The 25602-nt window shown below is 56.5% G+C and carries 29 protein-coding genes and 1 tRNA gene; 17 read left to right on the top strand and 13 right to left on the bottom strand.

Annotation, left to right across the window (positions count from 1 at the left end; all coding sequences use genetic code 11):
* Positions 1 to 101: 101 nt before the first annotated feature.
* From fliL to E7738_RS03145, 9 genes are all read left to right on the top strand, one after another.
* A complete protein-coding gene (gene fliL, locus E7738_RS03185) occupies positions 102 to 587 on the top strand; it encodes a flagellar basal body-associated protein FliL (protein WP_021509864.1) in 486 nt (161 codons plus the stop codon).
* Between the two features lie 4 nt (positions 588 to 591).
* Positions 592 to 1599 (top strand): flagellar motor switch protein FliM, encoded by a 1008-nt coding sequence (gene fliM / locus E7738_RS03180; protein WP_021509863.1) that lies wholly within the window; start codon positions 592 to 594, stop codon positions 1597 to 1599.
* On the top strand, positions 1592 to 2002 hold the full coding sequence (fliN, locus tag E7738_RS03175) for a flagellar motor switch protein FliN (RefSeq protein ID WP_127834278.1): 411 nt from the start codon (positions 1592 to 1594) through the stop codon (positions 2000 to 2002). The genes fliM and fliN overlap by 8 nt, the downstream gene beginning before the upstream one ends.
* A gap of 2 nt (positions 2003 to 2004) precedes the next feature.
* On the top strand, positions 2005 to 2400 hold the full coding sequence (gene fliO / locus E7738_RS03170) for a flagellar biosynthetic protein FliO (RefSeq protein WP_058757392.1): 396 nt from the start codon (positions 2005 to 2007) through the stop codon (positions 2398 to 2400).
* On the top strand, positions 2400 to 3134 hold the full coding sequence (gene fliP, locus E7738_RS03165; protein WP_031280176.1) for a flagellar type III secretion system pore protein FliP: 735 nt from the start codon (positions 2400 to 2402) through the stop codon (positions 3132 to 3134). Before fliO ends, fliP begins: the two co-directional genes overlap by 1 nt.
* Before the next feature lie 41 nt (positions 3135 to 3175).
* Positions 3176 to 3445, top strand: coding sequence for a flagellar biosynthesis protein FliQ (fliQ, locus tag E7738_RS03160; RefSeq protein ID WP_010618647.1), 270 nt, complete (start codon positions 3176 to 3178; stop codon positions 3443 to 3445).
* On the top strand, positions 3445 to 4233 hold the full coding sequence (gene fliR, locus E7738_RS03155; RefSeq protein ID WP_021509859.1) for a flagellar biosynthetic protein FliR: 789 nt from the start codon (positions 3445 to 3447) through the stop codon (positions 4231 to 4233). Before fliQ ends, fliR begins: the two co-directional genes overlap by 1 nt.
* Before the next feature lie 627 nt (positions 4234 to 4860).
* Positions 4861 to 5496 carry a transcriptional regulator RcsA gene (gene rcsA, locus E7738_RS03150; RefSeq protein ID WP_021509858.1) on the top strand — a complete coding sequence of 212 codons (636 nt, stop codon included), beginning with the start codon at positions 4861 to 4863 and terminating at the stop codon, positions 5494 to 5496.
* 163 nt (positions 5497 to 5659) lie between these two features.
* Positions 5660 to 7363, top strand: coding sequence for a methyl-accepting chemotaxis protein (locus E7738_RS03145; RefSeq protein ID WP_021509857.1), 1704 nt, complete (start codon positions 5660 to 5662; stop codon positions 7361 to 7363).
* A gap of 242 nt (positions 7364 to 7605) precedes the next feature.
* Here the strand turns inward: E7738_RS03145 and dsrB are convergent, their stop codons facing one another.
* Positions 7606 to 7803 (bottom strand): protein DsrB, encoded by a 198-nt coding sequence (gene dsrB / locus E7738_RS03140; protein WP_010618650.1) that lies wholly within the window; start codon positions 7801 to 7803, stop codon positions 7606 to 7608.
* A gap of 67 nt (positions 7804 to 7870) precedes the next feature.
* The gene (locus E7738_RS03135) at positions 7871 to 8029 is read right to left on the bottom strand and encodes a YqaE/Pmp3 family membrane protein (RefSeq protein WP_021509855.1); all 159 of its coding nucleotides are present in this window, start codon (positions 8027 to 8029) and stop codon (positions 7871 to 7873) included.
* A 316-nt stretch (positions 8030 to 8345) separates the two neighbouring features.
* Here E7738_RS03135 and E7738_RS03130 point away from each other — a divergent pair, with 316 nt between their 5' ends.
* The 3 genes from E7738_RS03130 (at position 8346) to E7738_RS03120 (ending at position 10983) form a co-directional block, all read left to right on the top strand.
* Positions 8346 to 8579: a YodD family protein gene (locus tag E7738_RS03130; protein ID WP_058757390.1), complete on the top strand. Its 234-nt coding sequence runs from the start codon at positions 8346 to 8348 to the stop codon at positions 8577 to 8579.
* Positions 8580 to 8938: 359 nt separating this feature from the next.
* Complete coding sequence (locus E7738_RS03125; protein ID WP_104188850.1) at positions 8939 to 9736, top strand: mannosyl-3-phosphoglycerate phosphatase-related protein; 798 nt, start codon at positions 8939 to 8941, stop codon at positions 9734 to 9736.
* 26 nt (positions 9737 to 9762) lie between these two features.
* The gene (locus E7738_RS03120; RefSeq protein WP_021509852.1) at positions 9763 to 10983 is read left to right on the top strand and encodes a glycosyltransferase family protein; all 1221 of its coding nucleotides are present in this window, start codon (positions 9763 to 9765) and stop codon (positions 10981 to 10983) included.
* On the opposite strand, the gene dgcQ is transcribed toward E7738_RS03120, so the two are convergent.
* The 6 genes from dgcQ to E7738_RS03090 all read right to left on the bottom strand — a co-directional run bounded on the left by dgcQ (position 10980) and on the right by E7738_RS03090 (position 15043).
* Complete coding sequence (gene dgcQ / locus E7738_RS03115) at positions 10980 to 12632, bottom strand: cellulose biosynthesis regulator diguanylate cyclase DgcQ (RefSeq protein WP_104188848.1); 1653 nt, start codon at positions 12630 to 12632, stop codon at positions 10980 to 10982. The two genes, E7738_RS03120 and dgcQ, sit on opposite strands and share 4 nt — an antisense overlap.
* Before the next feature lie 133 nt (positions 12633 to 12765).
* On the bottom strand, positions 12766 to 12945 hold the full coding sequence (locus E7738_RS03110; RefSeq protein WP_010618657.1) for a YodC family protein: 180 nt from the start codon (positions 12943 to 12945) through the stop codon (positions 12766 to 12768).
* Between the two features lie 181 nt (positions 12946 to 13126).
* Positions 13127 to 13261, bottom strand: coding sequence for a hypothetical protein (locus E7738_RS03105; protein ID WP_254919505.1), 135 nt, complete (start codon positions 13259 to 13261; stop codon positions 13127 to 13129).
* Between the two features lie 36 nt (positions 13262 to 13297).
* Positions 13298 to 14209: a DUF808 domain-containing protein gene (locus E7738_RS03100; RefSeq protein ID WP_058757386.1), complete on the bottom strand. Its 912-nt coding sequence runs from the start codon at positions 14207 to 14209 to the stop codon at positions 13298 to 13300.
* Positions 14210 to 14220: 11 nt separating this feature from the next.
* Positions 14221 to 14496, bottom strand: a complete 276-nt coding sequence (locus E7738_RS03095; protein ID WP_021509848.1) for a hypothetical protein — start codon at positions 14494 to 14496, stop codon at positions 14221 to 14223.
* Between the two features lie 70 nt (positions 14497 to 14566).
* Positions 14567 to 15043 (bottom strand): very short patch repair endonuclease, encoded by a 477-nt coding sequence (locus E7738_RS03090; protein WP_058757385.1) that lies wholly within the window; start codon positions 15041 to 15043, stop codon positions 14567 to 14569.
* A gap of 156 nt (positions 15044 to 15199) precedes the next feature.
* Between E7738_RS03090 and dcm the strand changes: the two genes are divergently transcribed.
* Together dcm and E7738_RS03080 are read left to right on the top strand one after the other, a co-directional pair.
* Complete coding sequence (dcm, locus tag E7738_RS03085) at positions 15200 to 16597, top strand: DNA (cytosine-5-)-methyltransferase (RefSeq protein WP_104188846.1); 1398 nt, start codon at positions 15200 to 15202, stop codon at positions 16595 to 16597.
* A 150-nt stretch (positions 16598 to 16747) separates the two neighbouring features.
* Positions 16748 to 18331, top strand: coding sequence for a methyl-accepting chemotaxis protein (locus E7738_RS03080; RefSeq protein ID WP_394516089.1), 1584 nt, complete (start codon positions 16748 to 16750; stop codon positions 18329 to 18331).
* A gap of 40 nt (positions 18332 to 18371) precedes the next feature.
* Here the strand turns inward: E7738_RS03080 and E7738_RS03075 are convergent, their stop codons facing one another.
* On the bottom strand, positions 18372 to 18617 hold the full coding sequence (locus E7738_RS03075; RefSeq protein WP_021509844.1) for a hypothetical protein: 246 nt from the start codon (positions 18615 to 18617) through the stop codon (positions 18372 to 18374).
* A 70-nt stretch (positions 18618 to 18687) separates the two neighbouring features.
* Positions 18688 to 19392 carry a phosphohydrolase gene (locus E7738_RS03070; protein WP_058757381.1) on the bottom strand — a complete coding sequence of 235 codons (705 nt, stop codon included), beginning with the start codon at positions 19390 to 19392 and terminating at the stop codon, positions 18688 to 18690.
* Between the two features lie 579 nt (positions 19393 to 19971).
* On the opposite strand from E7738_RS03070, the gene E7738_RS03065 reads away from it, so the two are divergent.
* The 3 genes from E7738_RS03065 (at position 19972) to E7738_RS03055 (ending at position 21846) form a co-directional block, all read left to right on the top strand.
* Positions 19972 to 20652, top strand: a complete 681-nt coding sequence (locus E7738_RS03065; protein WP_058771148.1) for an ASCH domain-containing protein — start codon at positions 19972 to 19974, stop codon at positions 20650 to 20652.
* A 238-nt stretch (positions 20653 to 20890) separates the two neighbouring features.
* Positions 20891 to 21667 carry a DgsA anti-repressor MtfA gene (gene mtfA, locus E7738_RS03060; protein WP_264443040.1) on the top strand — a complete coding sequence of 259 codons (777 nt, stop codon included), beginning with the start codon at positions 20891 to 20893 and terminating at the stop codon, positions 21665 to 21667.
* A gap of 103 nt (positions 21668 to 21770) precedes the next feature.
* Positions 21771 to 21846 (top strand) — tRNA-Asn (locus E7738_RS03055).
* A 57-nt stretch (positions 21847 to 21903) separates the two neighbouring features.
* Here the strand turns inward: E7738_RS03055 and ybiX are convergent.
* The 3 genes from ybiX to E7738_RS03040 form a co-directional block, all read right to left on the bottom strand.
* On the bottom strand, positions 21904 to 22581 hold the full coding sequence (ybiX, locus tag E7738_RS03050) for a PKHD-type hydroxylase YbiX (RefSeq protein ID WP_058771146.1): 678 nt from the start codon (positions 22579 to 22581) through the stop codon (positions 21904 to 21906).
* A gap of 51 nt (positions 22582 to 22632) precedes the next feature.
* Positions 22633 to 24918: a catecholate siderophore receptor Fiu gene (locus E7738_RS03045; protein WP_264443033.1), complete on the bottom strand. Its 2286-nt coding sequence runs from the start codon at positions 24916 to 24918 to the stop codon at positions 22633 to 22635.
* A gap of 348 nt (positions 24919 to 25266) precedes the next feature.
* Positions 25267 to 25434 (bottom strand): hypothetical protein, encoded by a 168-nt coding sequence (locus E7738_RS03040; RefSeq protein ID WP_021313248.1) that lies wholly within the window; start codon positions 25432 to 25434, stop codon positions 25267 to 25269.
* Positions 25435 to 25602 lie beyond the last annotated feature (168 nt).

The raw sequence follows: 25602 nt of genomic DNA, 5'->3' as shown, positions 1-25602 counted from the left end.
AACCCGCGTCTTTTCTTCCCATTGTTTGACTTAAGACGCGGGATAATCTGTCCAGGTAAGCCGAGAGGCTTGCCCATAATTCACAGGAAGTAACTGCAAACATGTCTGATAACGCGAAAGCTAAAGGCCGCAAACGTTCATTACTAATTCCGGTGTTACTGATTGTAACGCTGGCCGCTTGCAGCGTGGCAGGCTATGCAGTCTGGCGAATGATGAATAAACACGAGGGTGACAAGCCGGAGGCTGCCAAAGTGGAGCCACCGCCCGCCCCGGTATTTTTTGCAATGGATACGTTTACGGTTAACCTGGTCAATCCCGATAACGATCCCGATCGCGTGCTGTACGTAGGCTTTACCCTGCGTCTGCCGGATGAGGATACCCGTCGTCGGCTGAATGACTACCTGCCTGAGGTGCGCAGCCGTTTGCTGCTGCTGCTTTCACGTCAGAGCGCCAGCGCGCTGGCAACCGAGCAAGGCAAACAGGCCCTGGTTGAACAGATCAAACAGGTGCTGGCGCCACCGCTGGTAAAAGGTCAACCTGCGCAGGTAGTCAGTGACGTGCTGTTTACCGCCTTCATTTTGAGGTGACTTAATGGGCGATAGCATTCTCTCCCAGGCTGAGATTGACGCGCTGCTCAATGGCGACAGTGACAGTGCGGAAGTAGAGAACAGTTCCAAAGGGGCCGATGGCGATATCCGCCCCTATGATCCCAATACCCAGCGTCGCGTGGTGCGCGAGCGTCTGCAGGCGCTGGAGATCATCAATGAGCGTTTTGCCCGTCATTTCCGTATGGCGCTGTTCAACCTGCTGCGCCGCAGCCCGGATATCAGCGTTGGGGCAATCAAGATTCAGCCGTACCATGAGTTTGCCCGCAACCTGCCGGTGCCAACCAACCTGAACCTGATTCACCTGCAGCCGCTGCGGGGGACTGCGCTGGTGGTGTTCTCGCCGAGCCTGGTGTTTATCGCCGTGGATAACCTGTTTGGCGGCGACGGTCGTTTTCCGACCAAAGTGGAAGGCCGTGAGTTCACCCACACCGAGCAGCGCGTGATTCGCCGCATGCTCAAGCTGGCGCTGGAAGGCTACAGCGACGCATGGAAAGCCATTTATCCGCTGGAAGTGGAATATGTGCGTTCTGAAATGCAGGTGAAGTTCACCAACATCACCACCTCACCGAACGATATCGTGGTCAACACGCCGTTCCAGGTGGAGATTGGCAACCTGGTGGGTGAATTCAATATCTGTATTCCGTTTTCGATGATTGAGCCGCTGCGCGAGCTGCTGGTCAATCCACCGCTGGAGAACTCGCGTCAGGAAGATAACCACTGGCGCGACAATCTGGTGAAACAGGTGCAGCACTCGGAGCTGGAGCTGATTGCCCACTTCGCTGAAACGTCGCTGCGTCTGTCACGTATTTTGCAACTGAAACCTGGTGACGTCCTGCCCATTGAGAAGCCGGACCGCATCATTGCCCACGTCGACGGCGTACCGGTACTGACGAGCCAGTATGGCACGCTCAACGGCCAGTATGCGCTGCGTGTAGAACATCTGATTAACCCGATTTTGAATTCGCTGAATGAGGAACAGCCCAATGAGTGACAGCAAAAAACCGTCCGATGATATCTCTGCGGACGATCTGTGGGCTGAAGCGATGAACGAGCAGGCGGCGACCAGCAGTACAGCGGAGCCAGGCGATAACGTATTTAAGTCGCTTGAGGCCAGCGCCGCTAGCGGCTCGCTGCAGGACATCGATTTGATCATGGATATCCCGGTCAAACTGACCGTGGAACTGGGTCGTACCAAGATGACCATCAAAGAGCTGCTGCGCCTGACGCAGGGTTCGGTGGTGGCGCTTGACGGCCTGGCCGGCGAGCCGCTGGACATTCTGATCAACGGCTATCTGATCGCGCAGGGTGAAGTGGTAGTGGTGAACGACAAATATGGCGTGCGCATCACCGACATTATTACCCCGTCCGAACGTATGCGTCGTCTGAGCCGCTAATCATGTTAAAAAACGCGCAAACCGTGCAGCCCGCTCACGCCCAGCCGGTGGTGTCTACCAGTTCGGTCGTCGGGCAAGTCAGCAGCGTGCTGGCGGTGATCGTGCTGCTGATTCTTGCCTGCGGCTGGCTGGCAAAACGCCTCGGCTTTGCGCCGAAAGCGGTGAGCGGTCAGGCGCTGAAAGTCAGCGCCAGCGTGCAGGTTGGCCGTCAGGAGCGGGTGGTGATTGTTGATACCGCCGATGCGCGTTTAGTGCTGGGCGTCACCGCTCAGCAGATCACCCATCTGCACTCGCTGCCGCCGCTGCCACCGGAAGCATCCCTGCCCGTCAGCGCGGCGCCGCAGGATTTTCGTCAGCTGTTTCAGAACCTGGTTAAACGTCCCGGAAAACCCCAATGATGCGTCGATTGCTCCCTCTTCTGCCGCTGCTGATGCTGCTGGCACCGGCTGCCCATGCGCAGCTGCCGGGTTTGATCAGCCAGCCGCTGGCCAATGGCGGCCAGAGCTGGTCGCTGCCGGTGCAAACGCTGGTCTTCATTACCTCGCTGACCTTTATTCCGGCGGTGTTGCTGATGATGACCAGTTTCACCCGCATCATTATTGTGTTTGGTCTGCTGCGTAACGCACTGGGCACGCCATCCGCGCCGCCGAATCAGGTGATGCTGGGTCTCGCGCTGTTCCTGACTTTCTTTATCATGGCGCCGACCTTCGACAAGATTTACACCGATGCCTATCTGCCGTTCAGCCAGGACAAAATCAGCATGGACGTGGCGATCGACAAAGGTGCCCAGCCGCTGCGTGAGTTCATGCTGCGCCAGACGCGCGAAGCCGACCTGGCCCTGTTCGCCCGTCTCGCCAACAGCGCGCCGATTCAGGGGCCGGAAGCGGTGCCGATGCGCATTCTGCTGCCCGCCTATGTCACCAGCGAGCTGAAAACCGCTTTCCAGATTGGTTTCACCGTCTTTATTCCGTTTCTGATCATCGACCTGGTGGTCGCCAGCGTACTGATGGCGCTGGGGATGATGATGGTGCCGCCGGCCACGATTTCGCTGCCGTTTAAGCTGATGCTGTTCGTGCTGGTGGATGGCTGGCAGCTGCTGGTGGGATCGCTGGCGCAAAGTTTTTACTCCTGAGTGGCTTTCCGCCCTCACCTTTCTCTCGACAGGAGCGCAACATGACACCGGAATCGGTAATGGTAATGGGCCAGGAAGCGATGCGTATCGCCCTGATGATGGCCGCTCCGCTGCTGCTGGTGGCGATGGTGAGCGGTTTGCTGATCAGTATTCTGCAGGCGGCAACGCAGATTAACGAACAGACACTGTCGTTTATCCCGAAAATTCTTGCCGTTGCGGCCACCGCCGTGGTGGCCGGACCGTGGATGCTCAACCTGATGCTGGACTACATCCGTACCCTGTTCAGCAACCTGCCTTATATCATCGGCTAATGGTCACCCTCGACAGCAGCCAGCTGGTGCACTGGGTGGCGCAATTCTTCTGGCCGATGGTGCGTTTGCTGGCGCTGTTTGCCAGCGCGCCGCTGCTGAATGAACGTTCGATTCCAAAACGGGTCAAAATTGGACTGGCGGTAGTCACCACCTGGATTCTGATGCCGCTGCTGCCGCCGGTCGAAGTGACGCTGTTTACTCCGGCGGGCTTCTGGATGCTGGTGCAGCAGTTGCTGATTGGCGTGGGGATTGGTCTGACCATGCAGCTGGCTTTTTCTGCCGTGCGGCTGGCCGGTGAGATGATTGGTCTGCAGATGGGTCTCTCTTTTGCCACCCTGCTCGACCCGAACAGCCGGATCAACATGCCGCTGCTGGCCCGTTTTCTCGACATGCTGGCGATGCTGCTGTTCCTGACCTTCAACGGTCACCTGTGGTTGATCTCGTTACTGGTGGACAGTTTTCACACGTTGCCGATTAACGATCAGCCACTCAACGCCAACGCCTTCATGGCGCTGACCAAAGCCGCCAGCTTAATTTTCCTTAATGGCATGATGTTAGCGCTACCCCTAATAATTCTGCTCCTCACGCTAAACCTGGCACTAGGTTTGTTAAACCGCGTTTCACCTCAGCTGTCGGTTTTCGCCATCGGCTTCCCAATCACCTTAACGGTAGGGATCCTGAGTCTGGGTATGATGATGCCGTTGCTTGCACCTTTCTGTGAACATCTGTTCGGTGAAGTCTTTGATTTACTCGCGCAGTTTGTATCAGAACTTTCCCCTGCCCGTTGATTAACGATACTGTTAACCTTCTTATACGATAGTTAAGTAATCAAAAACATTCTGTGCATTTTTCGAACCATATTTTTCAGAAATCAACTGAGGATATTCTGATAAATGCGCATTTATGGTGAAAATTATTCTTATTAAACGGCGCTTCGCGTATTTTAGTCAGACGATTCCTAAGCCGGTTAAGCCGGTGAATCGGTTGATAAAATGCTCAAAGGGCTGTTTTTAAACAAAAAAAATATTACAGCGATTTTTCTTGTCTAAATCCCTTTTTTCCGGCATTGTCAACACTCGCTGAAACGTCACACTTTCGCGATTCAAATGTTTTTAAGAATTGTCCTATCAGATTTGTCTGTGACTTGCGCGATAGTGACAGGGCTCTCAAAACAGAGCGAAAGAAACACATAAACCAAATTCCCGGCGATTCCCACTATCGCGGGGACAAGAGTGACGTGGAAGTAACACAATAAACTTCGCAGAACGGGTCAGGGACGAGTCAAGATGGCGCAGGAATGCATTACGCCAGTCTGCCGAGCAGAATAAAAAAGTGTCTTTGGAAATCTCTCTCGTACCGCAAACGCGTATTCATCGTTGATTTAAACGGATAACAAATTGGTGAGGGTCGCTATAATGCCAACGATTATTATGGATTCATGTAACTACACACGCCTGGGTTTGTCAGACTATATGTCGGCAAAAGGAGTCAAAAAGAAAAATATTACTTCCGTGTCTGACATCGAACAATTGCAACAACGGTGTGAGCAATTAAAACCGGGCGTAGTATTTATTAACGAAGAATGCTTTATTCACGAATCCGATTCCAGCGATCGCATTCGTTCTATTATCATGCAGCATCCGGATACGCTATTCTTTATTTTTATGGCGATCTCGAATATCCATTTTGAGGAATACCTCTACGTTCGTAAGAACCTGATTATTACGTCAAAATCGATAAAAACATCGACACTGGACTCCCTGCTGGGCACCTACCTGCAAAAGAAACTCAATGCGTCACCGCGCATTTCTGCCGGGCTGGATATTCATCCACTGACATTGAGCCAGACTGAATCGAATATGCTGAAGATGTGGATGTCAGGTCATGACACCATTCAGATTTCGGATAAGATGCAAATCAAAGCGAAAACTGTTTCGTCACATAAAGGCAATATTAAACGCAAAATTAAAACGCATAATAAACAGGTTATTTATCATGTGGTGCGCCTGACTGATAATGTTACCTCGGGCATTTATGTCAACGTGCGATAATTTCACCCACCGATAATACGCTTTGTGGTCAAGGCCAGTCCCCGCGACTGGCCTTGATTATTTTTGAGCGTTTTGCGAGCGCGATCCCACTTCCCCGCTAAGCTTTTATCCCCTGCTGCCGATGCTTGTTTTCAGAACCCCTTACCACTATGAGAGCAAGGAAATGAAAACAGCATCGATAGATGAGCAACATAAGCTCAGCATCTGGCAAAACCTACGCCTGATGCCTCTGTTCAGCATGATCTTTGGTGGCATTCTGCTGCTTTTTGCCCTGTGCATTGGACTCGCCAGCTACTTTCTGATTCAGAGCAATAATTCCCTCAATGACGCCACCGATGAGATTCAGGTGCGCATGGGCATTTCTAACAGCTCAAACCATCTGCGAACCGCACGCCTTAATGTACTGCAGTCGGGCGCGGCGGCGCGCATCGGTGAAATGGATGGCTATCGTGCCGATCTGGCGCGCACCGAAACGCGCATTAAGCAGGCGCGCGAGGGCTTCAAAATTTATATGGATCGCAAAATGAAGACGCCGGCTGACCTGGCGCTCGACGGTCCGCTCACCACCAGCTTCAACGCCTATATTGATAAAGGCCTGAAGCCGATGATCGAATCGGCGAAACAGGGCAGCTTTGAGGGGATTGTCGCGCAGGAGACCGATGTCACCCGCAAGCTGGATGATGCCTATAATGCCGTGCTGCTGAAGGCGATTAAGATCCGCACCGAGCGCGCCGAAGCGATTAACGCCGAAGCGGCGCATCAGTCGCGCGTCGGTTTTATCGCGATGGCTGCGGCTTTTGCCGCCGCGCTGCTGCTGGTGCTGCTCACCTTCGTATTCCTGCGCCGCGTGGTGATCAATCCGCTGCGCCTGTCGGTGGGTCGCATTGAGCGCATCGCACAGGGCGATCTCACCGCCCCCGAGCAGGCCTATGGTCGCAACGAAATTGGCAGCCTGCTGCACAACCTGCAGCTGATGCAGGCGTCGCTGGTGCGCACCGTTGGCACCGTCCGGGAAGGCGCGGTGGCGATTTATCAGGGCTCCAGCGAGATCTCCGCAGGTAACACCGATCTGTCATCACGCACCGAGCAACAGGCTTCTGCGCTGGAGCAGACTGCCGCCAGCATGGAGCAGCTCACCGCCACGGTGAAGCAGAACGCCGAAAACGCCCATCACGCCAGCCAGCTGGCCGCCGATGCGTCTGGCAAAGCGCGCAGCGGTGGTGAACTGGTGAGCGGTGTGGTGAAAACCATGAATAACATCTCCGGCAGCTCGAAGAAAATCGCCGAGATCACCAACGTCATTAACAGTATCGCCTTCCAGACCAATATCCTGGCGCTGAACGCCGCGGTAGAAGCCGCACGCGCCGGGGAACAGGGCCGTGGCTTCGCCGTGGTCGCCAGTGAAGTGCGCAATCTGGCGCAGCGCAGTGCGCAGGCGGCGAAAGAGATTGAGTCGCTGATTGCCGAGTCGGTGGATTTGATCAGTAACGGCTCGCATCAGGTCGGTGAAGCCGGCAGCACCATGGGCGAGATTGTCGAAGCGGTGCGCCGCGTTACCGACATTATGGCCGAGATTGCGGCAGCGTCTGATGAGCAGAGCCGTGGCATTCAGCAGGTCAGCCTGGCGGTGACAGAGATGGATAACGTGACGCAGCAGAACGCTTCGCTGGTGGAGGAAGCCTCTTCAGCCGCGGCTTCGCTGGAAGATCAGGCCGGTAAACTGACGCAGGCGGTGGCGGTGTTCCGCCTGAATGATACGCCGGCTTCGCTGGTGGCTGCTGCGCCACAGCCGGCGCTGAAAGCCCCTGCGCTCGCTCCACGTCCGACGCTGGCTGCAGCGGGCAATGATAACTGGGAGACGTTTTAAGAGGAGTGAGCTGGGGTGCGGTATTTTTCCCTCACCCCATCCCTCTCCCGCTTGCGGGAGAGGGGGCTGTCAGTGCGGCTGTTGAGTATGGCTTTCACACAACGCTTCAGGAACAACTTATTACTAAGCATCGTCGCTGAACGGTTCCCTCTCCCGCAAGCGGGAGAGGGTTAGGGTGAGGGTGAGGGCAACCTGAGAGCAACCTGAGAGCAACGTGAGGGCAATCTAATCGCAAAACCACACTACCCTTCCCCCGCATACGGCTCGACAAACACGCCTTCGGCGTGATCGCTCTCATTAAAGAACCAGATCCCCAGCGGGTAATCCTCCAGCGCCACCAGATACATGGTGCCCTCATTAAAGCCTTCCACAGCCAGCACAGTACCGACGCGACGTGGGCCGCCGTCGGTTTTTACCGTTACCCGGTCATTGACCTTCATTGATTTCTCTCCAGAAACAGTCCTGCGCATAGTGTAACGGAAGATAGTCAGCGCTGCCTGATCGCGATCAGCGTCGGGCGATTACCCACACCGCATGCACGATGCCGGGGATGTAACCACACAGCGTCAGCAGAATGTTGAGCCAGAAGGCGCCGCCAAAGCCGACCTGTAAAAACACGCCCAGCGGTGGCAACAGAATGGCAATAATGATCCGAATTAAATCCATACTAACTCCCTGATAACCATAATAATCAACCAGCTGTAAGCATAGCTGCTTTACGCCAGAATGGGGAATGCAGCGGGTAAAGAAGTGTCAAAGCCGGGCTTTTCACTTTCTTAACGTTTCCCGGAAAGACTTTTGACGCGGCACCCTCGTACACTTGTCATCACTGCACCAACCCCAAAGGGGCAGTCAACCTAAAAGTAACAAGGATTTTTGCCCGCGCAGCGCGGGCTTTTTTTTGCCCGTTTCCCGTCCACGTCCCTCGCCCGCTGTCACCGTCTATACTTGTCAGGAATCCGTTTGCCTCCGGGAGGCTGTCATGGCTACAGCAAAAGAGTACAGCGATAACGTGCAGCGCGAAGTGAACATCGACGTGGACGCGCTGCTGGAAGCGATTCAGAAAAAAACGTCAGGCGAAGTGCAGGAGTTTATGCAGGCTGAAGATGCGCACCGCGTGAAGGTGAATGGCGAAGCGTTTGACTCCTACACCGAACTGGCCGAGGCGTTTGAACTTGATATTCGTGATTTCACCATCACTGAGGTGAACCGCTGAAATCGATTTCAAAAAAAGACCCGGCACGCTGGCCGGGTTGAAAAAAGAATAAATTCGTTACACCAGGAAAATCTTAACACCGCTTCAGAGTACGCCTTAGCTGAAGTAAGACAAGTCTCAATTCTGCACGCAATTCGAACAAATCTGCATAATCATGCACTGCTGTTACCGAAAACATCGCGCTACGGCTGACATTCTGCATGCACAAAACGTGCAGCCGCTTCGGTATCTGGCTTATGTTTTAAGAATTATCCTGGATAGTGGCCGCGCCGGCGGCAAGGAAAAGTGTGATCGTGATTACGCTATTATACTGATTACACGTCGCTTTACGGATGCCTTTGGGCGTAAGGAGTGTATTGATGATCCCGTTAGATTCCTCCCTGCTGATCGTGACCGATCTCGATGGTTCGCTGCTCGATCATCATGATTACAACTGGCAGGCCGCTAGCGAGTGGCTGGCGCGTCTTAAGCAGCAACAGATTCCGCTGGTGATTTGTTCGAGTAAAACCGCGGCCGAAATTATTCCGCTGCAGAAGCGGCTGGGCATTGCCGGTGCGCCCTTTATCGCGGAAAACGGCGCCCGCGTTGCCTTTAGCGGGGAAGCGCAGATTGCCGAAGAGCCCGGCGCCGATTATCTTGCGCTCTGTGCCACGCTCAGCAACCTGCAGGCGGATTTTCGCTTCACCGGCTTTCATGACTTCAGCGACGCAGAAGTGGCCCGTTTCACCGGCCTGACACTGACGGAAGCCAGCCAGAGCCGACTGCGCGATGCGTCTGAAGTCATCGTATGGCGCGATGATGAAACGCGGCTCGACGCCTTCCGCGCGGCGCTGGCCGGGCATCAGCTGGCCCTGACGCAGGGCGGACGTTTCTGGCACGTGATGCCGGCGGGCAGCGGTAAAGGCGTGGCGCTGGAACAGTTATTGCAGCAGTTGCAGCAGCAGGAAGGCACGAAGCGCACCACGATTGGTCTGGGCGATGGCCCTAACGATGCGCCGATGCTGGAGCGCGTCGATTATGCCGTGGTGATTAAAGGTTTCAGTAAAACCCCGGTGGTGCTGCAACGCAGCGATCATCACAACGTTTACCACACCGCTCACGTTGGCCCTGAGGGCTGGCGCGAAGGTCTGGATTACTTTCTTGCCCAACCTGAATAACGGCAGCTGACCAGAAGGATGAGACGATGAGTGATTTTTACCAGAACGGCGTAATTACCAACTTTCATAATCTCACCCACCGCAACGTGGAGTCGCTGGAAAAAGAGATGGTGCGCTTTGCGCGCAAGCGCAAAATGGGGCTGATTCTGCCCTCGCTGTTTTCCGAGCTGGAAGGCCCGGCGCTGGATAATATCGTCAACGAACTGGCGAAAGTGCCCTATCTGGAGGAGATTGTGATTGGCCTCGATCGTGCCGATCGCGATCAGTTTCTTTTCGCGCGCGAGTTTTTTTCTCGCCTGCCGCAGCGCCACCGCATTTTGTGGAACGATGGCCCGCGGCTGAAAGCGCTGGACGCCGAGCTGGATAAAGAGGGCCTGTCGCCCAGCCAGCCCGGCAAGGGGCGCAACGTGTGGTTCTGCACCGGCTACACACTGGCCTCCGACCGCTCGCAGTGCGTGGCGCTGCATGACTGCGACATCGTGACCTATGAGCGCGGCATGCTGGCACGTCTGCTCTACCCGCTGGCCAACCCGGCGTTTCAGTATGAATTCTGCAAAGGTTTCTATGCGCGCGTTGCGGACGGTAAGCTTAATGGCCGCGTCGGGCGTCTGCTGGTGGGCCCGCTGCTGCGCTCGCTGCAGAAAGTCTACGGCCATTCGGAGTATCTCGACTATCTCACCAGTTTCCGCTATCCGCTGTCCGGCGAGTTTGCCATGCGCACCCACGTGCTGAACGGCATCAAAATCCCTGGCGACTGGGGGCTGGAGATTGGCGTGCTGTCAGAGATTTATCGCAATTACACCACGCGGCAGACCTGCCAGGTTGAAATCGCGGACAACTATGACCATAAGCATCAGCCGCTGGCGGAAGAGGATGGCACCGGTGGCCTGAAACGCATGAGTAACGATATCGTGCAGTCGCTACTGCGTAAGCTGGCGACAATGGGCGTGCCGCTCACCAGCGACTCGTTCCGCGTGCTTAAGGCCACCTATTATCGCAACGCGCTGGACATGATGGAGATCTACAACCACGAAGCCACCATGAACGGACTGAAGTTTGATCAGCACATTGAAGAAGCGGCGGTCGAGATGTTCACTCAGGCGATTCTCGACGCCGGCCAGTCTTTCATCGAGCGGCCAAACGAGAAACCGTTTATCCCCAGCTGGAGCCGCGTGCAGTCGGCGTTCCCCGATATCCTGCAGCGCATCTACCAGGCGGTAGAAGAGGATAACGAGGGCAAAGTCTAACCAGCCGCGCACACCCGATTGCGACCGCCGCTTTTCGCCAGATACAGGCGGTGGTCCGCTACCGCCTGCAGACTTTCTGCATGGTAACTGCCCTGCTCAGTACTGCAGCTGACACCTGCCGACAACGTAACGCTAAAGGTGGTGCTGGCGTTGACCAGAATGGTTTTGGCCGCCAGCCGGCTGCGGATACGCTCTGCCACGCCCTGCGCCTCAGCCAGCGTGGTGTGCGGCAGCACGATACAAAACTCCTCGCCGCCGATGCGTCCGGCCACGTCGTAAGGGCGCAGCGTATGTTTGATGACGCCGGCCACGCGCATCAGCGCCTGATCACCCGCGTGATGGCCCCAGCTATCATTGACCTTTTTGAAATGATCAATATCGAGCTGGATCACCGCCAGCGGCTGTTGCTGCTGTTCGCAGCGCCGCGCCAGCGCGATAAACTGGTCGAAAAAGGCGCTGCGATTAAGCAGGCGCGTCAGGCCGTCATAATTAGCGCGCCAGGCCAGTCGCGCCGAGAGATCTTCCAGTCGCCGCACCAGGCGGAAAATCACCTGATGCGCTAGCGCCAGTAACAGCACGAACAGCAGCCACATGCCCAACAGAAACAGCGCTACCCGCCCCAGCTCCTGCGCCAGCCCCTGGCGCAAGCTCTGCACGTTGATTAGCCAGGCATCGACATTTTTTAACTTAACCCAGCTGGCCAGCTGACTGCCCAGCCACAGTGTTCCGGCCGGCTGCAGGTGAATCGCCTGCATCAGCTGGCCGCGCTGCGCGGGGGTCAATGCCACATCGTGCGGTGCCGGCAGCCGGGTGATCTCGTTGAGTGCGCGATCTTCGAGCACCAGCTTGCCCTGCAGCACGCTGTGACGCGACTGGTGCAGCAATGCATTTATTCGCTGCTGGGTGAAGTCCATCGACAACACGCCGTACCAGTGCTGATGGGCGATCACCGGTGCGCTCACCGTCAGCATCAACCCTTCGTTGAACTCCCCCTGATAGGCTTCGGTCCAGTGCCATCGCGTCTGCGGCGCCCGGCCCGGCTGCTGGTCGCGAAAATAGGGTCGCTGCGTCATGGTGGCGTAACTTTGTGCCAGCTCCTGCGCGTCGCGCGGCGGACGTGAGCTGATGTAATAGCCCGCGCGCGAGGTGTACCAGAAGCGTGAATGAAAGTCCTGCGCCTCATCGCTGAACTGCATGATAAAGCTGAACTCCAGCGCAGCGCGCAGCTCGGGCAGCAGATAAGTATCATCGCGCTGCAGCAGCGCATCACGCTGCAGCCATTCGTCGCTGACGCCGTTAATCGGCATACTGCGCAGGTTAGCGATCTGCAACTGCCACACCGGCTGATGGCGCAACTGCTGAAAACGCTGCAGGGCGTGCTGACCATAATCGGCATTCAGCGGGTGCGTCAGCGCGTAGCTGAGCATCCGCTGATAGTAATTAAGCTCGTCCAGACTCTCCTGAAAGCGGCTATCGAGGCTGCGCTGGATCTCGGACAGCTGGGCGCGCTGCCGCTGCTGATAGTTATTTTTTAATTCCAGCGCTTCATGGACGGTGAGAAAAAGTGAAAAGAGAAAGACCGCCAGAAAACAGAGATGCACGCGCAGCGCAGGCGTCATGCGGCGTGATGACAGTGGCGAGATTGGCATCAGTAGCCAGGCTCCGGATAACAACGAATTGAAGAAGTGTAGTCAGGCGGGAAAACGGCGTACAGGCAGAGATCAGGAAAAACGTGAAAAGTGACAATGACATCGGGACGGCGCGCTGACCGTCCCGAGGGGCTCAGCTGGCCAGCTGGCGCGCGGCCGACAGATGCGTCAGCTCATCACTGCGGAACGCTTCGCGGCGTACACTGTAGCCATCATACCAACGACACTCTACCATTCCGCTGGCATAGCCGGTCACCACCATGGTGGGTCCGCCCTGTTTGTGCTGAACTTCGTCACTGATTGCAAAGGTCATACCGCGCCCTCCCTTCTCACCGTTGATTGAACGGATTAAGGTATAGCAGCTGTGCGCGTTTTTTGCCTATAGGATATTGCTATTACTGTGACAAATTCGGAATAAGCAGTGAAAAATGCCGTAAATAAACAAAGCCGATAAAAGTTATTATCGGCTTTGAACGATTTTCCCGGGTGGAAAATCAGATTTTGCAGCCTTCGCAGTCGGCTTCGTCGCTGATATCTGCCGGCACTTCACTGGCTTTTTCTGCCGCTTTGGCTTCCGCCTGCTCCAGCTGTGCATCGATATCAAATTCAAACATATCGTCGTTCATCATCGTTCTCCTGACCCGTGATTAGAAATTTCCTGCGCTTTATACCGATTTACCGCGCAGCTTCGCAACCAGATTTACCACTAACAGCACAATCGACCCAACAATAAAGCCCAGCACCAGATTCGCGCCGTTGCTCAGCAGCATGGAAACCACACCCGGGAAGCCGCTGCTGTACTCTTCAATAGCATGATGCAGCGGCGCGATACCGTGCACGATAATGCCGCCGCCCACCAGGAACATCGCGACGGTGCCAACCACCGACAGGATTTTCATCAGCCACGGTGCCAGCGCCAGCAGCGCGCCGCCGGTGGCCTGCGCCAGCGTGGAAGACTTCTCACGCAGCCAGTAGCCGAGATCGTCAATCTTAACGATCATCGCCACAATACCGTACACGCCGATGGTCACCAGAATGGCAATACCGGCGAGGATTAACACCTGATTGAGCAGCGGCGCATCCGACACAATGCCCAGGGTAATCGCCACAATTTCAGCCGACAGAATGAAGTCGGTGCGCACTGCGCCTTTCACCTTATCTTTTTCGAACTGGCGCGGGTCCTGCTGCGCCAGATTATCCAGGCGCTTTTGCCGCGCTTCCGGGCTCTTCTCCGCTTTGTCGTGGTGCAGGCTGTGCAGCACTTTTTCCACTCCTTCAAAGCACAGATAGGCGCCGCCAATCATCAGCAGCGGCGTAATCAGCCAGGGCGCAAACGCGGAGATCAGCAGCGCCAGCGGCACCAGGATCAGTTTGTTGATAAACGAGCCTTTCGCCACGCCCCACACCACCGGAAGCTCACGATTGGCCTTCACGCCCGTCACCTGCTGTGCATTTAGCGACAGGTCATCGCCCAGCACGCCGGCGGTCTTTTTTGCCGCCACTTTGCCCATGACGGAAATGTCGTCGAGCAGCGTGGCAATATCATCCAGAAGAGTCAGTAAGCTGGTTCCTGCCAAAATGTCATTCCTTATTCCGGTTCGTGATCCTGACAACAGGGGCACCGCTCAATCGCCGTCACCGTCATATCGGCGATGCCCGCACAGTCCCATTCGACGCGTAACGTTTTCCCGTGCAGATCGTCGGCGTGCAGATACTTGCTCACCGGACTTTCTGTCATGCCGCTTATCTCCTCGGTGGCCACCAGCGTATCGTCCAGGTAAATGCGCGCCGTGGCATGGGCATTGACCATGCGCTCGTCGCGCAGTTGATACAGGCGTCTGACCGTCAGTTTGATGCTGCTCATGCTGGTGTTCCGCGTCCCAGAGAAAACGCTGATCTAAACTGTTATGGCAGGTAAAAGCAATCACCCTGCCTTAATCCGCCCGATAGTGATGCAATCCCTGATGATCGATCTCGCTGCTGTGCGTGGCGGCCAGCAGCCACTCTTCCAGCCGCTCCACCAGCGCTTCATCTTCCAGCCGCAGTTTGCCGCGCAGCGCGCATTCCCAGACGATCAGCACCTTCCAGCCGCTTTCCTGCAGCTGCTGCACATAGCGCCGGTCACGCTCCACGTTACTGTTGATTTTGCCGCTCCAGAATTCGGTACGCGTGGCGGGCATTTTGAACAAATAACAGTGGTGACGATGCCAGAAACAGCCGTGCACAAAGATAATGGCTTTGTGCTGCGGCAGCACAAAATCCGGCCGGCCCGGCAGCGCTTTATCCTGTACGCGAAAGCTAAAGCCGCGATCTTTCAGCAGCAGCGCAATACGCTGCTCAATCGCCGTATCCTGATTGCGAATGGCGCGCATATTTTTGCTGCGAATATCATGCGAGTGGACGTCTGCCATGGCGTCTCCTTTTTTGCGGGCTTCTTCAACTTTAGCGCGTTGAGGCAAAAGCGAAAGTTTGTGCGGAGCAGATTGCGAGACGCCGCGCAGCCATCGTTAATTTCCACGCCGCGCCAGGAGTGGTAGCATAGCCGCTTCACTGTTAAGGAAAAACGCATGCTTGCACTCGATCCCGCCGCGACGGCTTCGCCCTCCCCGCACTCCGCTGATGATGACGCCACCGCGTTACTGCTGCAGGTACTGGATATCTACGCGGCCCGCGATCTGGTGGTCATCCTGAGCGAGGCCGGCGGCCGCGACTGGAGCATTACGCAGCTTAACCGTATTCGCGCGGGAAAAAGTGCCGCGCCCGCGCTGTCAGCGGCGGAGGTCGCCCGTCTGCAGGCGCTGCTGCCGTCGCGACCGGCGCATTATGACAATCCCCGCTTTCAGTTTATCGATCTGTTTGCCGGCATCGGGGGTATTCGCCGCGGCTTTGAGCAGATTGGTGGCCAGTGCGTATTCACCAGCGAGTGGAATAAAGAAGCGGTGCGCACCTATAAAGCCAATCACTACAGCGATCCCGCCCTGCATCAGTTCAACAGTGATATCCGGCTGATTACCCAGCCGGCCGGTTTGCCGGATGAGCAGGCGATTTATCAGCATATCGATAAGACGATTCCCGACCATCAGGTGCTGCTGGCCGGCTTTCCCTGTCAGCCCTTTTCGCTGGCCGGCGTCAGTAAGAAGAATGCGCTGGGTCGCGCGCACGGTTTTGAATGTGAAGCCCAGGGCACGCTGTTTTTTGATGTGGCGCGCATCCTCGCCGCCAAAAAACCGCCGTTTTTCGTGCTGGAGAATGTGAAGAACCTCAAGAGCCATGATAAAGGCCGCACCTTTGCCATTATTATGGCCACGCTGGATGAGCTGGGTTACGACGTCGCTGACGCGGCTGACGACTCATCGCCGGATGCCAAAGTTGTCGATGCGCGTCACTTCCTGCCACAGCACCGCGAGCGCATCGTGCTGGTGGGGATCCGGCGCGATACCGGCCTGAGCGAGGGTTTTTCGCTGCGCGCGCTGGCGGCGCTCTATCCGCCTGAAGTTCCGCCGCTGCACAGCCTGCTGGAGCCGCAGCCGGCGGCAAAATATACCCTGTCGCCCACGCTGTGGCACTATCTCTACCAGTATGCGAAGAAGCATAAAGCCAAAGGCAACGGTTTTGGCTTTGGCCTCAACGATCCGCGCAATCCGCACTGCTGCGTGCGCACGCTGTCAGCGCGCTACTATAAAGACGGGTCGGAAATCCTGATCGATCGCGGCTGGGATCACGCGCTGGGCGAACAGGATTTTCAGCAGGCCGCGAACATGGCGCGCCGCCCGCGCCGACTGACGCCGCGTGAATGTGCCCGCCTGATGGGCTTTGAAGCGCCGGGCGAAGCGCGCTTCCGCATTCCGGTCTCCGACACACAAGCCTACAAACAGTTTGGTAACTCGGTGGTGGTGCCGGTGTTCGCCGCCGTAGCGAAACTGCTGCTGCCGCTGATTGAGCAGCACGCGCGTCAGCGCCGCTGAAAACGCAGCCGCGCTTCACGCCCCGGTTTTCCGCCCCGCAATTTGCTTTAGTAACGCGCGATGTGCTGTTTTGCTGCACATCGCGCGCACTGTCACCGGACTGTCACGCATCAAACCAATACTGCGTTTTATTTTTTGCGGAGCTGTTTGATGTCTCTCCTGTCTGTAATTTCCCTGCGGCTGCGACCTCGTTTTACCCTGCGTCTGCCCGTCTGGCTCTCCAGCCTGCGCAGCCAGTTCATGCTGTTTATTGTACTGTTTTGTCTGCTGCAGTTTGCCGGGGTGCTGTTGCTCAACCAGCACGTGAATCAGACGCAACACTCATTGCAGCAGGCCAGCCAGCTGCGCGAACGGCTGGCCCTGCTGGATAAAGCACGCATTGAGCTACTCACCGCCAGCGACAACAGCCATCGTGCCGGTATTTATCTGATGCAGGACCAGCAGAGCGGTTCGGTCGACAGCTGGAAAAGCCTGGCGGCGGCGGCCACTACCTCATTGCAGCAGGCGCAGCAGCTGTTTGCTGCCTATCAGGCGAAAAACGATAGCCCGCTGGCACAGGGATTCGTGCTGCTGGCTGGCGGGCTGCAGGAGCAGCTGAAAGGGCTGGCAGCCAATGATATCAACGCATTTTTTATGGTGCCGATGCAGGCTTTCCAGCAGCAGTTCAACGATGCCTGGTTTAGCGAAATCGAACAGGCCAATCAGCAGCTCGGCAGCGTCAACCAGCATTCGCTCAGCACGCTCAAGCAGAGCCGCAATCTGGCGCTGGCGATCGCCGCGTTATTGATGGCGCTGCTGGCCGCCGCGCTGCTGATGCACGGCGTGTTGCTGCCGCTGCGTCACGCCAACGCCCAGCTGGCACAAATCGCGAAGGGCGATCTGGTCGCCAGCCCGGCGCCGACGCGTCGTCAGTCGCTGGAAACGCGCCAGCTGCTCCTGTCCATCGATACCATGCGTCAGGGTTTGCAGCAGATCGTCAGCGACATTACGACGGTAGCAACCCGGGTGGCGGCCGGCGCTGACGAGATGCAGCAGCATAATCAGCAGGTGATGCAGCAGCATCAGGCGAAAAATGCCAGCTTCCATCATCTGTCGCAGCGGCTGCATCGCGTGTCAGAAGAGGTGGAAAAAGGTGCACACTTCTCGCAACAGGCGACGCACGACGCGCAGTCCGCGGATGCGCTGATGCGTCACTGCGCCCATGAAGTCGACAATATGGAACACCAGATGCAGCAGATCGTCGCGGCCGCCGGCGATATCGCTGGCATCGTCGGCATGCTGGACAGCCTGTCGATGCAGACGCGTCTGCTGTCGCTTAATGCGGCGATAGAGTCTGCGCATGCTGGCGCTTACGGGCGCAGTTTTTCGGTCGTCGCCAAAGAGATGGGATTGCTGTCGCAGCAGAGCGGCGCATCCACGCGGCAGATCGACGGTTTAATCCAGCACACGCAGCAGCACGTGCAGGATGGCTTTGCGAAGGTGCAGGCGCTGGAAGTGCTGTTTGCGCGGATTGGCCAGGCGGTATCAGGCGTGGTCAGCCAGCTGAATGAGCTGCAGGATAACAGTACGGCGCAGAGCCATCGCGTGAGCAAAATTGCCCGGGAAGTGGTGGAAATGAGTCTTCAGCTCCAGCAAAACGAAGCCCTGACTGATCAGCAGGTGCAGGCAGCGGCGCAGCTGAGTGAACTTTCAGCGCGACTGACGCAGCGCGCGCAGCAGTTCCGCGTTAGCTAAGGCGCAGAAAGAAAAAACCCGTCAGCGACGGGTTTTCGTATTATTTCTTTTTCTTACTTTTCTTCAGCAGTGCACGCACCTGCTTCAGCTCGGCGGCGCTCAGTTGATCGCCCGCCTCTTCAGTATGCAGGCTGTCGACGGCCGGTGGCTCAACGGCATCTAAACTGGCCTGCAGGCGGTTAACGATCTCCTGGCTCATGGAGATTTGGTTATCAGCGGCTAACTGTTTAATGTGCTCTTTCAGCGCCGGGTCAATTTTAATGGTTAAGTTAACGGTCTCGGTCATCTTCACACTCCCTCTTGATTTACAACAACGTAGCGGAAGCAGATGAAAGTTAACAGACTGTCATAAAAATTTAATATTGTGCCGGTATGGGACTGAAATCGCGTAACACGGACTCATCAATATCGGTCAGATTCCCCTGCAGTTCGGCGCACAGCTTCGCCATATAGCGGACGAGAAAATCGGCGTTGTGTTCCGCCAGCAGACGGCCGGTTTCCGTCTGCATGGTCTGCGGCAGGCTCAGCAGTTTCTTCTGGAAATGATCCAGCGTCCACTTTACGTCATCCAGTTCACGGTCTTTACCCAGCGGATCGTCGCTGTCGAACAACGGCCGTCCCAGCGCACCTGCGGTATAGAAAACGCGCGCAAGGCCAATCGCGCCTAATGATTCGAGACGATCGGCGTCCTGAACGATCTTCGCTTCTAACGTTTTTGGCGTAATGCGGGCGCTGAAACTGTGGGCCTGCACCGCATGCGCCACGCTGTCCAGCAGCGCTGAGGGGAAGTCCGGAAAATCCTGTTGCAGAATGCGGCGCGTCTCTTCCGCCGCGTAAGTCGAAGCCAGATGGCGCTCCGGATGGTTTTTCGGCAGGTTCACCACATCGTGGAAATAGCAGGCGGTCAGCACCACCAGCGGATCGGCATTGGTGTTTTGCATAATGCGGGCCGCGCTCATCCAGACGCGGCGCAGGTGCGCGATATCATGGGCTTTATCATCGTGCAGCCAGTTCAGCTGCAGCCAGCTTTCGTAACGGTGTTGCCAATGGGTCAGTGACATCGTGCTTCTCCTGTTATTGCTATTATTTCGCACCGGGTACGGCTTACGCCCATCATAGCGGCCCGGTGATGACACTTTCTTTACACCCTTCCCGGATGTCCAGCGCAAAAAAATGCGATCCCGATCATGTTATAGCGCTGTTAAAGCCGCTTGCCCAGTCGCGATACGGTTTTCAGTATTTCCTTAACCTGTTTTAGTTAAGCCACTCTGTTTAATTTCGGTGATGCATTTCCCGCTGGGTGAATTTTCAGCATTGCCAAAGGTCCAGTTTAGCCTGTCGCAACCCCAGCATTAAAACGTCCATTTGCATAGCGACATAATCTGAAAAGATTCCCATTGCGACCGTTATAACGTACTGTATAGGGGAAATTTACGGCTCTCACCTGTACCCGGAGCCTTCGTCAGCACACTGTTTGCTTATGAGCCATTTTTAATACCGGAAGCGGCAGTTATTGCCCGATAATAAGGCGACAAATTATTAAGCAAATTGATTCAAACCCATTATGCTAATGCTCTCATCCGAGGATACGGATGTTTCGTCGAAGTTCTCCGGGTACGTGATACAACATGAGGTACATAATGAAAGAACGGCCGATTCTTTTTTCCGAACAGCGGGTGCGCGCCCTGCTGGTTGGCCAGCAAACTCAGACCCGGCGCATTATGAAAACTCAGGCGTTTGGCCCGGGACAGGATCATCATGAAGGCGTGCACGCGTTTGATGTCAGCGCTAATCATCTGCATGGCTATAAGCTGATGTCGATGGCGGACATTGGCGCCCAGTGCCCGTTTGGCCAGGTCGGCGATCGCCTGTGGGTGCGTGAAACCTGGCGGGGTCCGATTGTGCCTGAAGCGCAGCTGGCGGAATACGAGCGCGATCCGCTGCCGTTCCGCAATCCGGCGTTTTGCCAGTATCGCGCCGACAGCCATGAACTTGGACAACAGGAAGAAAATCAGCAGGTCGCCGAGCAGTTTGGCTGGCAGACCGCCATCCATATGCCGCGCTGGGCCAGCCGCATCGATCTGGAAATTACGGCGGTACGCGCGGAGAAAATTCAGGACATCAGCGAAGACGACATCATGGCGGAAGGCGTGCAGACCGATTCGCACTTCCTCAATAATTTCTTCACGATGAACATGAATTCCGAATCGCCGAAAGAAGCTTACCGCAAGGCGTGGCAGAAGCAGTACGGCGCCACCAGCTGGGAGGTAAATCCCTGGGTTTGGGTCATCGCATTCCAGCGTGTGGAGCGTGAAGGCTAACCGTTTGCCCTCTTCCGTACGGAAGAGGGCGTCGCCTTTTGCGCGATTCAGTGAATCACCAGCCCTTGCCCCCTCACCGGCGGCACAGCGTGCCCCCTTTCCCACCTTGCCAGTTTGCAATCCCTGTCACAGACAAATCCGCCGCTAACAGGTTGAATAAGCGGCTTTGATTCCACGCTGGCAATTTTTCGTCTGCCGCGTCAGGATATGATTTCCGCCCTGCAGAGTGAGTGACGCAATGATCAAATGGCCGTGGCGTGCACAAAAAGATGCTGCCGTGACTGCCCTGCCCTGGCAACAGGCGCTGGGGCAGCCGATCTTTTCTCTGCTGAACAGCGACGAACAGCAGGCGCTGGTAGCACTGGCGCAACGCTTCCTGCTGCAGAAAAAAATCACCCCGCTACAGGGGCTGGAACTCAGCGAGCTGCGGCTGGCTCGCCTGTCGTTGCTGTTTTGCCTGCCGGTATTGAAGCTGGGTCTGGAATGGCTCGACGGCTTCCACGAAGTGCTGATCTACCCGGAGCCGTTCAGCGTTGACGATCGCTGGGAGGACGACAGCGGCCTGGTGCACCACGCGCCGGCCGTGCATGCCGGCCAGAGCTGGACGCAGGGACCGGTGGTGCTGAACGCGCTGGACATCCAGGACTCATACGATCTCTCTGGTTACAACCTGGTGATCCACGAAGTGGCGCACAAGCTCGACGCGCGCGGCAGCGGTTACACCAGCGGCATCCCGGCCATCGCGCTGCGCGATGTGGCCAGCTGGGAGAAAGATTTACTGCAGGCGATGGCCGAGATTGAAGCGGAAGTGGAGCTGGTGGGTGAACAGGCCGCGACCCTCGATCCCTATGCCGCCAGCGATCCGGCGGAATGTTTTGCCGTGCTGTCGGAGTACTTTTTCAGCGCCCCCGACCTGCTCGCCAGCCGTTTTCCGACCATGTATCGCCACCTGCAGCAGTTTTACCATCAGGATCCGCTGGCGCGTCTGGCGCAGCAGGCACCGGAATCTGCTTAAATCACGATCGCTTTGCCGCTTTGCTAGCCAGTTGAATACAAATGTGTTTTTAGCGGTTGACACCCACAGGGGCTGCCATTAATATTCGCCTCGTTCCAACGATTCCTCTGTAGTTCAGTCGGTAGAACGGCGGACTGTTAATCCGTATGTCACTGGTTCGAGTCCAGTCAGAGGAGCCAGATTTAAAGAAGCCCGCTCAGGGAAACCTGAGCGGGCTTTTTGTTATTGCGTGACGACTAAACCTCCGTCCAGCCGCGCAGCAGGTTGTGGTACATATTCAGCAGCGACAGCAGTTCTTCGCTGTCACCGTGGCGCGCTTTCAGGCTCTGAATGTTGCGGTCCAGTTCAAACAGCATCGCGCGTTGCTTATCATCGCGCACCATCGACTGAATCCACAAAAACGAGGCGACCCGCGCGCCGCGCGTGACCGGCGTGACGCAGTGCAGGCTGCTGGAGGGATAAAGCACCAGGTCGCCTGCCGGCAGTTTTACGCGGTGCTGACCGTAAGTATCCTCGATCACCAGTTCCCCGCCCTCGTAGCTGTCGGGTTCACACAGAAATAGCGTGGCGGAGAGATCGGTACGCATCCAGCCGGCCGCGCCATTGTGGCGTACCGCACCGTCCACGTGAAAACCGTAGGTTTCCCCCTGCTGATAACGGTTGAACAGCGGCGCAGAAAGCGTGCGCGGCAGCGCGGCGGCAAAGAAGAGCGGATGGCTATTCAGTGCCTGAAGCACTGCAGCCTGCAGCCGATCATAGAGTGGCGTGCCGGTGTCAATCTGCTGGTTATTTTTTACGGTCGCGCCCTGGCTGCCGACCGTCGCCCGTCCGTCAACCCAGTCAGCCTGCTGCAGCTGGGCGGTAAAGTGCGCCAGCTGTTCAGCGTTAAGCACGGCAGGAATGTGATACATCATCGCGGAGTTCTCGCCATTAAGCGTGGAGCGTGAACGCCCCACGGTTGACCATCAGAAATGCACGTTAGCCGTCAACAGGAAGGTACGCGGCTCGCCCGGATGATAGCGGTAGCCACTCTTGTTGATCGATGCCACATAGTTGGTATCAAACAGGTTATACACGTTGAGCTGCAGGTCGAGGTTATTGTTGACCTTATACCCGAGCTTCGCGTCAGCCACCCAGTAGCCTTCGGTGTGATCCGGCGTGCCCACGGCCCCATCGCTGCCGCGACGCAGGCTGCCAACGTAACGTGCGCCCGCGCCCACCGACAACGCATCAGTGGCCTGATAGTTGGTCCACAGCGTAAAGGCGTGCTTCGGCGTATAGGCCAGCGCAGATGAGCCATCCTGCGCCACGCTGGCACCTTCACGCACCGACGCGTGCTGCATGGTGTAACCGGCAATGATTTCCCAGTCCGGCGTTATGTTGCCGGTTGCTGAGAGTTCATAGCCTTCCACGCGCTTCTTGCCGGTTTGCGAGTAAGTGCCGTCATCATTGGCATCGACCTCATTTTCGATGTCGGTGCGGAACAGCGCGGCGTTCAGCAGCAGTCGCTTGTCCAGCACCTGCCACTTGGTGCCCACTTCGCTGGATTTGGCCTTCTGCGGTTTAAAATCAGTACGGTTGGCGCTGTTGCCGCTGCCACCCGCCGCCAGCGCGAAGCTGCTGCCACCCGGCGGCTGCTGGGAAATGGCGTAATTCACATACAGGTTGCCCTGTTCGGTCAGACGATAGAGCGCCCCCGCTTTCCAGTTCACCAGATTGCCGGATTTCGCCGTGTCCACCGTGGTCACCGGCGTATTACGCGCCACGCCCGCCGGACAAGCCAGCGCGCCGCGTCCGGTGCCGCCACAGGCCGTCGCGCTGTCGTACTCGGTGTGATAGTTGTCGAGACGAATGCCGCCGTTCAGCTCAAAGTCAGAGGTAATCGCCAGCGTATCAAATGCATAGATACCAAACGTGTCAGTCTGCCCGTTAGCGTTCGCACCGTTGCGGTCCAGACCGCCAATCGAAATGCTGCTGATGGGATGGTAGATATTCACCGCAGGTGGGGTCAGCGCGTTGACGCCATAGGTGGTCTGGTTTTCACGCGTGAACTCTACGCCCGCACTCACATCATGCCCGACGGAACCGGTGGCAAATTTCGAGGTGATATTGGTCTGGTTGGTGAGAATACGGTTGCTGATATCTTTGGTGTTTGCCAGGCGCGACCAGCGCCAGCTGCCCACATCGTTCGGGTTGGGTGCAGTAATGTTACTGGCTCCCCCCATCACCGCCGTCAGCAGATACTCCTGCTTCACCCGCGACCAGCGCGTGGTGTTGCGCAGCGTGGTGTTATCGCTCAAATCGTGTTCAAAGCGCAGCGTGGCACTGTCGGTGGTCGACTTGTCGAAATCAGAATCGGTGCCGTAGTAGTTGCTGGTGGCGACCTTGCCGGAATTGTTCAGCGCAGCATAGGCGGCAGACGGTGCCGAATAGCCTGGCAGACCAACGGTCGGAATACCGCCGTCCGGTGTGTTGTTCTGGTGGACGTGCAAATAGTTGACGTACAGCCGCGTTGCGGTGTCCAGCCCCAGCGCCAGCGAAGGCGCGACGCCATAACGCTCGTTCTGGATGTTGTCACGCGCCGCATCATGGGTTTTCTCACCCATCAGGTTAAGGCGAAACGCCGCATTGTCGTTGATTGCCTGGTTGTAATCGAGCGTGCCGCGGCGCATCCACGCGCTGCCGGCGCTGACTGACGCGTCAAGCCCGGTATCCAGCCGCGGTTGTTTGCTGATCATATTGATCGAGCCGGATGGCGCGCTGCGACCATAGTCGGTGCCGGAAGGCCCTTTGATCACTTCCACCTGCTGCGTGTTGAAGGTGTCACGCGTGACGCTGGCGATGTCGCGAATGCCATCCACGTAAATGCTGTTGGAGGTATCGACTCCGCGCATGTACACCGCATCGCCGGTGGTTGAGCTGCCGTTTTCCCCGGCATAAAACGCCCCGACGCCCGGCACGTTTTTCAGCGCGTCGGTCAGATTTGTGACGCCCTGATCTTTAATAACCTGATCCGGAATCACCGTCATGGTGCGGGTGGTATCCACCAGTGGACGGGTAAATTTGGGATCGGCCGAGGCATTTGGCGCGTACAGCGAAGGCGTGCGCGCTTCAACCACCAGCGTATCATCAGATTTTTTGCCGGAGTTATCGGCCCCCAGCGCCGCAGCCGGCGAAATACCAATACAAAACCCGGTGAACAGGGTCAGCGAATTGAAGCTACCAAACGGCAGCTGGCGATTTTTATCCATGTTAAAAGGTGAGTTTCTTATCGTTATTAACGCACTCATTGTCTTAACCGCACCTGCCATTCAGGCATCGCACTGAATCAACACGGTTTTCCCAGACAACACCTAAATGATAACGCCAATGGTTATCATTTACCTTTATATTCTTACACGCACACTGCCGCTTGGGAATACTTTTCTTTACGTTAAAATTACGAAATCAATACAATTGAACAAACCGGCGGGACGTTACGGCAATTTTTTCATCAGGCGGGCAAACAGCATAAAAAAACCCGCTCGGCGTGAGCGGGTTTTTAGTCTGGCGTGCACAGTTCATTCCAGTAGCAATAGCGCATGCGCTGGTGGCGGCGGTTATCGTTCATAGTAGCGATACACGGAAGGATGAAACTCCACGCCGTACAGCTGGCTGATCGGGATCAGCAGATCGATATGCTCACCGGGGTCGAATTCGCGCCCGTCAGGGGTGGCGGCTTTGCTGGCTGCCAGACGCGCCAGCCACTGCTGCAGGATCTTCTTCATTGTCAGCTTCTCCAAAAAAGGTTAACGCTGACAGTAAACCCCAGCCTGGACGCGGAACCAAACGACAAGTTATGCGTAGGATTACTGTATTTTGCATATCGGGGTGGTAAGGGGGCCTGCGCCATGATGGTCACCCTGAAGGGTGACCTTGCGGGCTGGGAGGTCCCC

Source organism: Pantoea sp. SGAir0430 (genome assembly GCF_043549295.1).
This window is presented reverse-complemented; position numbering and strand designations above follow the sequence as displayed.